This is a genomic window from Streptomyces sp. NPDC007346, assembly GCF_040703535.1.
Classification (GTDB): Bacteria; Actinomycetota; Actinomycetes; order Streptomycetales; family Streptomycetaceae; genus Streptomyces.
Map to the genome: position 1 here is coordinate 1 of NZ_JBEYKR010000204.1, position 9,647 is coordinate 9,647.

The 9,647-nt window shown below is 73.3% G+C and carries 12 protein-coding genes; 3 read left to right on the plus strand and 9 right to left on the minus strand.

The genetic code is table 11. From position 1 onward, the window contains the following. A partial coding sequence (locus tag AB0917_RS31795; RefSeq protein WP_366823173.1) for a polysaccharide deacetylase family protein occupies positions 1-492 on the minus strand: 492 nt, incomplete at its 3' end. A gap of 153 nt (positions 493-645) precedes the next feature. Here AB0917_RS31795 and AB0917_RS31800 point away from each other — a divergent pair. After that, positions 646-1,107 (plus strand): universal stress protein, encoded by a 462-nt coding sequence (locus tag AB0917_RS31800; RefSeq protein WP_366823174.1) that lies wholly within the window; start codon positions 646-648, stop codon positions 1,105-1,107. 10 nt (positions 1,108-1,117) lie between these two features. Here AB0917_RS31800 and AB0917_RS31805 read toward each other — a convergent pair whose 3' ends face one another. Continuing rightward, positions 1,118-2,314 carry a CapA family protein gene (locus AB0917_RS31805; protein ID WP_366823175.1) on the minus strand — a complete coding sequence of 399 codons (1,197 nt, stop codon included), beginning with the start codon at positions 2,312-2,314 and terminating at the stop codon, positions 1,118-1,120. 269 nt (positions 2,315-2,583) lie between these two features. Here AB0917_RS31805 and AB0917_RS31810 point away from each other — a divergent pair, with 269 nt between their 5' ends. Further along, a complete protein-coding gene (locus AB0917_RS31810; RefSeq protein WP_366823176.1) occupies positions 2,584-3,156 on the plus strand; it encodes a sigma-70 family RNA polymerase sigma factor in 573 nt (190 codons plus the stop codon). On the opposite strand, the gene AB0917_RS31815 is transcribed toward AB0917_RS31810, so the two are convergent. Continuing rightward, a complete protein-coding gene (locus tag AB0917_RS31815) occupies positions 3,090-3,287 on the minus strand; it encodes a zf-HC2 domain-containing protein (RefSeq protein ID WP_366823177.1) in 198 nt (65 codons plus the stop codon). The genes AB0917_RS31810 and AB0917_RS31815 overlap by 67 nt on opposite strands. Positions 3,288-3,399: 112 nt before the next feature. Here AB0917_RS31815 and AB0917_RS31820 point away from each other — a divergent pair, with 112 nt between their 5' ends. Then, entirely contained in the window at positions 3,400-3,921 is a 522-nt protein-coding gene (locus AB0917_RS31820; protein WP_366823178.1) for a hypothetical protein, read from the plus strand. Positions 3,922-4,025: 104 nt separating this feature from the next. On the opposite strand, the gene AB0917_RS31825 is transcribed toward AB0917_RS31820, so the two are convergent. The 6 genes from AB0917_RS31825 to AB0917_RS31850 form a co-directional block, all read right to left on the minus strand. After that, a complete protein-coding gene (locus AB0917_RS31825; protein WP_366823179.1) occupies positions 4,026-5,246 on the minus strand; it encodes a histidine kinase in 1,221 nt (406 codons plus the stop codon). Further along, entirely contained in the window at positions 5,243-6,745 is a 1,503-nt protein-coding gene (locus AB0917_RS31830) for a cation acetate symporter (RefSeq protein WP_366823180.1), read from the minus strand. The genes AB0917_RS31825 and AB0917_RS31830 overlap by 4 nt, the downstream gene beginning before the upstream one ends. Beyond that, the gene (locus tag AB0917_RS31835; protein ID WP_366823181.1) at positions 6,742-7,104 is read right to left on the minus strand and encodes a hypothetical protein; all 363 of its coding nucleotides are present in this window, start codon (positions 7,102-7,104) and stop codon (positions 6,742-6,744) included. The genes AB0917_RS31830 and AB0917_RS31835 overlap by 4 nt, the downstream gene beginning before the upstream one ends. Positions 7,105-7,249: 145 nt before the next feature. After that, positions 7,250-8,002, minus strand: a complete 753-nt coding sequence (locus tag AB0917_RS31840) for a LytTR family DNA-binding domain-containing protein (RefSeq protein ID WP_366823183.1) — start codon at positions 8,000-8,002, stop codon at positions 7,250-7,252. Between the two features lie 121 nt (positions 8,003-8,123). Continuing rightward, on the minus strand, positions 8,124-8,984 hold the full coding sequence (locus tag AB0917_RS31845; RefSeq protein WP_366823185.1) for a DNA-formamidopyrimidine glycosylase family protein: 861 nt from the start codon (positions 8,982-8,984) through the stop codon (positions 8,124-8,126). Positions 8,985-9,057: 73 nt separating this feature from the next. Beyond that, positions 9,058-9,647 (minus strand): WSD1 family O-acyltransferase (locus AB0917_RS31850; RefSeq protein ID WP_366823186.1); only part of this gene is annotated, 590 nt, incomplete at its 5' end.

Below are 9,647 nucleotides of genomic sequence, written 5' to 3' on the forward strand. Positions count from 1 at the left end.
ACGCACATTTCCTGGGTGCTGCTCACGGGCGAATACGCCTACAAGATCAAGAAACCGATGAACTTCGGCTTCCTGGACTTCACCGAGCTGTCGGGCCATCTCGCCGCAGACGAAGAACATCGCGCGGACCCGGTGCTTGCGCAGGGTGGCCAGGATGTCCGGGGTGTAGCGGGCGTCGGGGCCGTCGTCGAAGCTGAGCACCATCGAGCGGCCGAGGTCGGGAAGCTCCTCGAAGGGCCGGGTGCGTACCGGGGGCCTGGCCGGCCGGAAGCGGGGCGGGGCGGCCGCCGTCATGGGCTCCAGGCGGTACGCGGGCGGCCTGCCCGGTAGGTGGGCGGGCGGTCCGGCGGGCGGGGGGCCCGCGGCCCGCGCGGGGCGGGTGGGGGTCGATGCCGGGTCGGCGGCGATCAGATGGACGGCGGTGGTGGTCCCGAGGCCGAGGGCGACCTTCAGCAGGGTGCGGCGGTCGGGCCGGAGGTGGTCACGTCTCATGGCCAACTGCTCGCACGGCCAGGCGCCTTCCCCGGCCGGTGACACCCGAGATCCGTCCGTTTTGTACCCATTCGACGCAGCGGCCGGCGGCGGGCCGGGCCGGGTGGACGGCCCGCCTCGGCGCCTTCCGGGCGAGCCGATAGCCTCGGAACCGTGACAGAGCAGCAGCCTCATCAGTTCGAACGCGGTACGGACGGGCCCAAGGTGATCGTCGCCGGGCTCGACGGGTCGGACTCGTCCATGCGTGCGGCGGCCTACGCCGCCGGTCTCGCCCGGCGGCAGAACGCCAGGCTGGCCCTCGTCTACGTCCAGCCCGTGATCCCCTCGGGCGCCGCGCTGGGCGTGCCCGTCGGCGAGGTGACGGGCCAGGTCGCCCAGGAGCTGGTCGACGAGATCCGGGAGTCGGCGGAGCGGCTGAAGGACACCTGGGACGTGCGCTGGGAGTTCCACACCTTCCGCGGCGACCCGTACAACGGGCTGGTGACGGCGGCCGACGAACTCACCGCGGACGCCGTGGTGGTGGGGGCGTCGGAGTCGGCGGGCCACCGGTTCATCGGCTCGGTGGCCGTCCGGCTGGTGAAGGCGGGACGCTGGCCGGTCACCGTGGTGCCGTGACCCTTCTCGGCTACTCCCCCATCACGAGGCCGTCGGCCGCCGCGCCCCGGCCCAGGACCACGTCACGGATGCGGTCGCGGACCTGGCGGTGGTGGTCGGCGCCGGCCTTGACGGAGGTGTTGAGGTTGACGACGCGCCCGGTGGCCGTGTCGTACCACTGCGGGACGAACTCGGCCTTCTCCACCGTCCAGCGCCCGCCCGGCCGCGCGGGCGGCGCGAAGGTGAAGCGGCCCATCGAGCTCTGGTTGCCGCGCGGGTCCTGGACGCCCTGGTAGTTGATCATCGCGCCGGCGATCTGGTCGCCCATGCCGTAGACGACCCACACGTCGTTGACCTTCTCGTACGCCTGGGGCACATGGGCGTGCGTACCGACGATCAGATCGATGTCGGGGCGTCCGCCGGTCCGGGAGGCGGTGAGCCGCTCGGCCAGTTCCAGCTGCCCGGCGTCCGGTTCGTCCTGCCATTCGGTGCCCCAGTGCGCGGAGAGCACGACGACGTCGGCCCCCGCCCGGCGGGCCTCTCTCGCCTCCGCCACGATCTTCCGCTCGTCGATCAGGTTGACCGTCCACGGCTTCCCGGCGGGCAGCGGGATGTCGTTGGTGCCGTAGGTGTACGCGAGGTGGGCGACCTTCGCCGCCCGCTTGCCCGGACCCGCCGGCAGGATCGTGGGGCGCGCGGCCTCGGCGGCGGAGCGGGCGGAGCCCGCGTGGCGGACGCCTGCCGCGTCCAGGGCTTCGAGCGTGCGGCCGACGCCTTCGGCCCCGTCGTCCAGGGTGTGGTTGGAGGCGGTGGAGCAGGAGTCGAAGCCGGTGGCGCGCAGGGCGGTGGCGATCTCGGGCGGCGACTTGAAGCTCGGGTAGCCGGTGTAGGGGCCGCCGGCCTTCCCGTACACCGTCTCCATGTGGCAGAGGGCCAGGTCGGCGCGGGAGACGACGGGGGCGACGCCCTTGAGCATCGGGGTGAAGTCGTAGCCCCGGCCGCCCGCGTCGGCCGCCGCCCGGTCGATGACGGAGGAGTGCGGCAGGACGTCGCCCGAGGCGAGGAGGGTGAAGGGGCGCGGTACGTCGGCCTCCTGACCGGAGGCGCCCGGGGCCGCGGCGGGGGGTGCGCTCGGGGCGGGCGCCGGGGGCTGCTGCCCGGTGCAGCCGGTGGCCGCGAGCAGGAGGGCGAGGGCGGCCACGGCGCCCGGTCGGATGCGCTGCGTCATCTGCTCGACTCCATGTTCGGATGATTACGACCATCCGACTACACATATCTTCATACTTCTCAATCAAGGAGCATTGCCGCACACCTAGCTGAACTGGTCGTACCGTCCGACCCCGACGGCCCCCTGACCGTTCGCCGCACCATTCGCCGCACTGAGCGACCGCTCGTCGCACGCCTCGGCGCACCGCCTGTTCCTGCGCCGCCGAATGCGTTCGGATACGCCAGGCGGCAGCGAGGCCGTACGCGGGCCTCCCGCGGGAAAGGACGTTCATGAAGACCACGACGACGACCGATGAGCGGGCCATCGCGAAGTTGCAGCGGGAACACGGCCCCGCCCTCTTCCACTTCCTGCTCGGCCTGACCTTCGGCGACCGGCAGCGGGCCGAGGACCTGGTGCAGGAGACCCTGGTACGCGCCTGGCAGCACCCGGAGGCCTTCGACGCGCCCTACGACTCGATGCGGCCCTGGCTCTTCACCGTCGGCCGCCGCCTCGCCATCGACGCCCGGCGCTCCCGCCTGGCGCGCCCCGCCGAGGTCAGCGACCTGGTGCTGGAGAGCACCCCGGCCGACCAGGACACCGCGGACTCGGCCGTACGGGCCCTGGACGTCCGCGAGGCGGTGCGCACACTCAGCCCCGAACACCGTGCGGTGCTGGTGCAGATCTACTTCCGCGGGCTGAGCGTCGGCGAGACCGCCGAGGTGCTGGGCATCCCCGCCGGGACCGTCAAGTCCCGTTCGTACTACGCCCTGCGGCTGCTCTCGCGCAATCTGCCCGGCTACTCACGGAGGTCCTCCGCCCGCAACAGCGCGAGCAGGGCCGAGGCATCCGCCACCTGCACGTAGTCCCGGGCGCAGGCGTCGCAGTGCTGGAGATGGCGGGCGACCCGGCAGGTCTCCTCCGCGTCCAGCGCGTCCAGCACATACGCGCCCAGCAGCAGGCGCACATGGGGGTCGTCGCCGGGGTCGGCACTCATTCTCAGCCTCGCATCTCCTGGGCGATCCTCCGCTTCTGCCCACGCGGGGCGTCCGCCCCCGGTTCAATGCTGCGTGAAGCCCGGTACCGAGCAAGGAAAGAGGCGAGACGGGATGCGTCCCGAGGATACGGATGGGACCGGTGGGGACGGGCTGCCGGTACCGATGGCCTGGCTGTACACGGAGTACATCGCCGACGAGCTGTTACGCACCGGCGACCTGATGGGACCGACGACGCTGGAGTTCCGGGCCGGGCGCGAGGCGCTCGCGCTCACGATATTCCTCTCCGGCCTCCTGAGGCAGGCCCCGGTCCCCGGCGCGCTGTCCGAGGCGCGCGTCGACGAGCTGCGGCTGCTGACGGCGTACGGGGCCACCTGGCGCGGCTGGGTCTGCGAGCGGCTCACGGAGTCGCAGCGGCGGGCCGGACCCGGCGACCCCGACCTGGCGATGGCGCGGGCCGCCTGGCGGTGGCTGGAGCGGACCGAGCTGCTCGCCGCGGACCTGGACGCGATCGTCACGGCGCCCCGGGAGCCGGCGGCCGGGGGCGGGCCCGACCGGGAGGGAGAGGCCCTGGTGTGGACCCCGGCCTGGCAACTGGGGCTGCCCCTGGGCCATCTGGCCGTGCACCTGTGCTGATGTGGCCCGGACGGCGCCACCGGGCGGACCGCCGCGGATGCGCCCCACCGCCCGTCAGGAGCCCTCCCACCGCCGCGCACCAGGTCGCAGGGGCCGGGCAGGGCTCATGAACCGTGCACTCCAGCACGGTACTTGGGCAGCCGGAGCGTGATCTTCATGCCCGCGCCGACCCCGGTCTCGATGACGAGCCCGTACCCGTCCCCGTACACCTGGCGCAGCCTCTCGTCCACGTTGAGCAGGCCGATGCCGGTGGAGGTGGTGGCCTCGCCGCGCAGGATCCGCCGCAGCCGTTCGGGGTCCATGCCGCCGCCGTTGTCCTCGATCACGACCTCGGCCTCCGACCCGGCGTCGAGCGCGCTGATGGTGATCCGGAACGCGGCGGCGTCCTCGGCCCGCGTACGGGGCACGGTGACAGCCCCCTCCAGGCCGTGCTTGACCGCGTTCTCCACCAGCGGCTGGAGGCAGAGGAACGGCAGGGCGACCGGCAGCACCTCGGGGGCGACCTGGAGGGTGACCGAGAGGCGTTTGCCGAAGCGGGCCCGGACCAGCGCCAAATACTGGTCGATGGAGTGCAGTTCATCGGCCAGGGTGGTGAACTCGCCGTGCCTGCGGAAGGAGTAGCGGGTGAAGTCGGCGAACTCCAGGAGCAGTTCGCGGGCCTGCTCGGGGTCGGTGCGGACGAACGAGGCGATGGCGGCGAGGGAGTTGAAGATGAAGTGCGGGGATATCTGCGCCCGCAGCGCCTTGATCTCCGCCTCGATGAGCTGCGTACGGGAGCGGTCCAGCTCGGCCAGCTCCAGCTGTACGCAGACCCAGCGCGCGACCTCCCCCGCCGCACGGGCCAGCACCGCCGACTCGCGTGGGGCGTAGGCGACGAGCGCGCCCAGGACCCGGTTCTCGATGGTGAGCGGGACGGCGACGGCCCAGCGCAGCGGGCAGTCGAGATCGGCGCAGCCGCTGTCGAAGGCGGTGCCGCGCCCGCCCTCCAGCAGCTCCTCGATGTGGCCCATCACGTCCTTGCCGTGATGGTGTCCCGCGCCGTCCCAGACCAGGACACGTTCCCGGTCGGTGAGGCAGAGGGCGTCGGTCCCCAGCAGGGAGCGCAGCCGGCGGGCCGAGCGCCGGGCGCTCTCCTCGGTCAGGCCGGCGCGCAGCGGGGGCGCGGCGAGGGACGCGGTGTGCAGGGTCTCGAAGGTGGCGTGCTCGACGGGGGTGCCGACATCGCTCGGGCGCACCGGGCGGGCGGTGCGGCGGCCCAGCCAGAACCCCGCGCCGAGCAGCAGCGCCACCAGGACGACGAGGACGGCGATCGCGGCCCCGGTCATCGTTCCCTCCCGGCGGCGCGCGCCGAGGTGAGGGCCTCGGGGAGGTGGAAGCGGGTCATGGCCGCGTTGGTGCCCGGCGGTATCCGCCCCGGCGTCGCGAGCGAGACGAGGATCATCGCGAGGAACCCCACGGGGACGGACCAGACGGCGGGCCAGGCGAGCAGGGCGTGCGGCCAGCCGGGCGGTCTCACGGCTCCGCTCACGGTGATGGCGACGGCGAGGAGGGCGGAGCCGCCGCCGAGGAGGAGCCCCGCTATCGCGCCCGGCGGGGTGAGGCGGCGCCACCAGATGCCGAGGACGAGCAGCGGGCAGAAGGAGGAGGCGGAGACGGCGAACGCCATGCCCACCGCGTCGGCCACCGGCACCCGGCTGACCAGCAGCGAACCGGCGAGCGGCACGGCGATGGCGAGGACGGTGGCGAGCCGGAAGTGGCGTACGCCGCGCGAGGGCAGGACGTCCTGGGTGATGACCCCGGCGACGGCCATGGTGAGCCCGGAGGCGGTGGAGAGGAACGCGGCGAACGCCCCGCCCGCGATCAGCGCGCCCAGCAGATCGCCCCCGAGTCCCCCGATGACCCGGGCGGGCAGCAGCAGGACGGCCGCGTCCGCGTCGCCGCCGTGCCGCAGCTCGGGGGCGTACAGCCGGCCGAGCGCCCCGTAGATGGGCGGCAGCAGGTAGAAGAGGCCGACCAGGGCGAGGACGGCGACGGTCGTGCGGCGGGCGTCGCGGCCGTTGGGGCTGGTGTAGAAGCGGACGACGACGTGCGGCAGGCCCATGGTGCCGAGGAAGGTCGCCACGATCAGCCCGTACGTCGCGTAGAGCGGGTGGTCGGCGCGGAAGACGGCGAACTGGTCGTCGAAGCTGACCCGGGGCCGGCCGTCGCCCTGCCAGGCGAGGACCAGGAAGAGGGCGGGGACCAGGAGCGCGGTCAGCTTCAGCCAGTATTGGAAGACCTGGACGAAGGTGATGGAGCGCATGCCGCCCGCCGCCACCGCGACCATCACCACGGTCGCGACGAGTACGTCGCCGAGCCAGCCGGGCGCCCCGGTGAGGATCTTGAGCGTCAGCCCGGCGCCCTGGAGCTGCGGGACGAGGTAGAGCCAGCCGGCGCCGACCACGAGGACGCTGACCAGGCGCCGGACAGGGAGCGATTCGAGCCTCCCCTCGGCGAAGTCCGGCAGGGTGTACGCCCCCGAGCGGCGCAGCGGCGCCGCGACGAAGACCAGCAGCACCAGGTATCCGGCGGTGTAGCCGACCGGGTACCAGAGCATGTCCGGGCCGTGCAGCAGGACGAGCCCCGCGACGCCGAGGAAGGAGGCGGCGGAGAGGTACTCCCCGCTGATCGCGGCGGCGTTCAGCCGGGGCCGCACGGTGCGTGACGCCACGTAGAAGTCGGAGGTCGTACGGGAGATGCGCAGCCCGAAGCCGCCGACGAGGACGGTGGCGAGGACGACGAGGGCGACCGCCACCCAGGACGCCGTGTGGTCGGGGGTGCTCACGGCGTCGGGCGGCCCTCCACCAGCCGGGCGAAGTCGCGCTCGTTGCGCTCCGCCCTGCGCACGTACCACCAGGCGGCCAGGGTGAGCGGCGGGTAGGTGGCGAAGCCGAGCACCGCCCAGACCAGCGCGGCGCTGTTCAGGGCGGCGAACAGCAGCGGCAGCGTGCCCGCGACGAGGGCGAGCACGGCGAAGACGGTGAGCCCGGCGCGGAGCTGGCCGCGCATCAGCGAGCGGACGTAGGCACCGCCGAGGGCGGTCTGCTCCTCGATCTCCGACTGGGTGCGGTAGCGGGGCAGCGGACGCACCCGGCGGGGCTCTCCCGTGACGACTTCGCGCCGGGGTGCGGTCTCCTGTGACATGGGCTCGGAGTGTAGGCGGCGGTGGGCGGTGCTGGGAAGGTTTCGCCGAAGAGACCCCAGGTCACGAGCGGATCCACGGCTTCCGGTGGCTCCCGTGACTTCCCGTGGTTTCCCCTGGCGCCCCCTGGCGTCCCGTGGTTTCCGGTCAGCGGCCGCCCTGGCGCATCAGCAGGTCGCGCAGGGCGCGGGTGTGGCGGCGGCTGACGGCCAGCTCCGCCTGACCGATGCGCACGCTCATGCTGCCCGCGTCCAGCCGCAGTTCGTCGATCCGGCCGAGCGCGACGAGGTGGCGGCGGTGGATCCGGACGAAGCCGCGCGAGCGCCAGCGGTCCTCCAAGGTGGTGAGCGGGATGCGGACGAGGTGGCTGCCGGTCGCGGTGTGCAGCCGGGCGTAGTCGCCCTGCGCCTCGGCGTACGCGATCTCGTCGATCGGGATGAAGCGGATGACGCCGCCGAGTTCGACCGGGATCTGGTCGGTGGCACTGTCGTTGACCGGGGCGGAACGCTCCCCCACCTGCTCCGCGACCCGGCGTACGGCCTCGGCGAGGCGTTCGCGGCGCACCGGCTTGAGGACGTAGTCGACGGCCTTGAGGTCGAAGGCGTGCACGGCGAAGCCCTCGTGCGCGGTGACGAAGACGATGAGCGGGGGCGAGGCGAACCCGGCGAGGAGCTGGGCGACGTCGAGACCCGTGAGGCCCGCCATGTGGATGTCGAGGAAGACGACGTCGATCGCGGACGGGTCGTCGGGGCCCGCGTCCACGGCGCTGCCGATGCGGCGCAGCGCCTCGGTCGCCCCGGTGGCACCTTCGGCGCTGCGGATGCGGGGGTCGGCGCGCAGGAGGTAGAGGAGTTCCTCCAGGGCGGGTGGTTCGTCGTCGACGGCGAGTACGCGCAGCATGAGGCCGGAGTTTAGGGGCTCCGGAGGCCGATGGCCCGGGTCGATCCCGGCTTGTTCCCGTACCGCAGCACATGCGGACGGCGGCTGGTGACATAAGGAGCGGTGAGCGGCCGGGCCCGGGTCATTTCAGGAACTTGGAGAGCCTCCGGTCGGCCAGCGGCCTGCCGCCGGTCTGGCAGGTGGGGCAGTACTGGAGCGAGGAGTCGCTGAAGGAGACCTCCAGTACGGTGTCACCGCAGACCGGGCAGGCCTCCCCCGTACGGCCGTGGACCCGCATGCCGCTCTTCTTCTCGGACTTGAGCTTTCCGGCCTCCACCCCGCCGGTACGGTCCACGGCGTCCTTGAGGGTCGTGCGCAGCGCGGTGTGGAGGCGGGTGATGTCGTCCTCGTCGAGGTCGGCGGTCCGTTTGAACGGGGACATCTTCGCCACGTGCAGGATCTCGTCGCTGTAGGCGTTGCCGATCCCCGCGATGAGCGACTGGTCGCGCAGCGCGCCCTTGATCTGGCGGCGCGCCCCGGCGATGAGCGCGGCGAACGCGTCCCGCTCGAAGGCGTCGGCCAGGGGGTCGGGCCCGAGGCGGGCGATGCCCGGGACATCCGTCGGGTCGCGGACGAGGTGGACGGAGAGGCTCTTCTTGGTGCCCATCTCGGTGAGGTCGAAGCCGTCGCCGTCCGCGGTCACCAGACGCAGGGCGAGCGGCCCCTTGCCGGGGCGCGGCGGGGCGGCCGGGAAGGAGTCCTTCCAGCGCAGCCAGCCCGCCCGCGCCAGGTGGGTGCAGAGGTGGAGACCGCCCGCTTCGATGTCGAGGAACTTTCCGTGGCGGGCCACCGCGGTGACGGTGGTGCCCTCGAGGGCGGTCAGCGGCGGGTCGTACGTCTTCAGGACGCTGATCGCCAGCGGGAGGACGCGGGCGATCTCCTTGCCGACCAGGTGGTCGTCGAGGAAGACCCGCAGGGCTTCGACTTCGGGCAGCTCGGGCATGGCTCCAGCCTGCCGCAGGCCGCGTACGGCTGCCTGTCAGGGCGCCGGGCGCCAACCGGTCCGCGGGCCGCTCTCAGGACACCGGCGCCGCCACTCGCCCGGTGACCAGCGCCCGCAGCTCGTCGAACTCCTCCTCCACCGCCTCGGCCAGCCGGTCCAGGTCCGGCAGCGCCTTGCCGTCCGCCACCAGGCCCACGTGCACCCGGCCGCCGTACGTCGACAGGGCGACGGCCAGCGACTGCCCGCGGGCCAGCGGCGCCATCGGGTACAGGGCGCTCAGCGGGCAGCCGCCGAGCGAGAGCGCGGAGCGCGGCAGCGGCACGCTGGTGACCAGCAGGTCGAAGAGCACCCGGGCGGCGTTCGCCGCCAGCGGTGCACCGAACCGGTGGGCCAGCGGGTGCAGTTGGTCGGCGAGTACGGCGACGGCGCCGGCGCCCTTCAGCGGTCCGGCCGCCTTGTTGCGGTCCATCGCGGCCCGGACCGTGCGGAGCCGCTCACGGGGGTCGGCCGCACCGACGGGCAGGTCGAGGAGGTAGGCGGAGAGGCGGTTCCCGGTCACCGCGCCGCCGGGCCCGCGCCGGGAGACGGGGACCAGGGCGCGCGGGCTGGAACACAGCGCCGGGTGCCTGCTGGTGGACCGGTCGAGCAAGGAGCTGGCGCCGA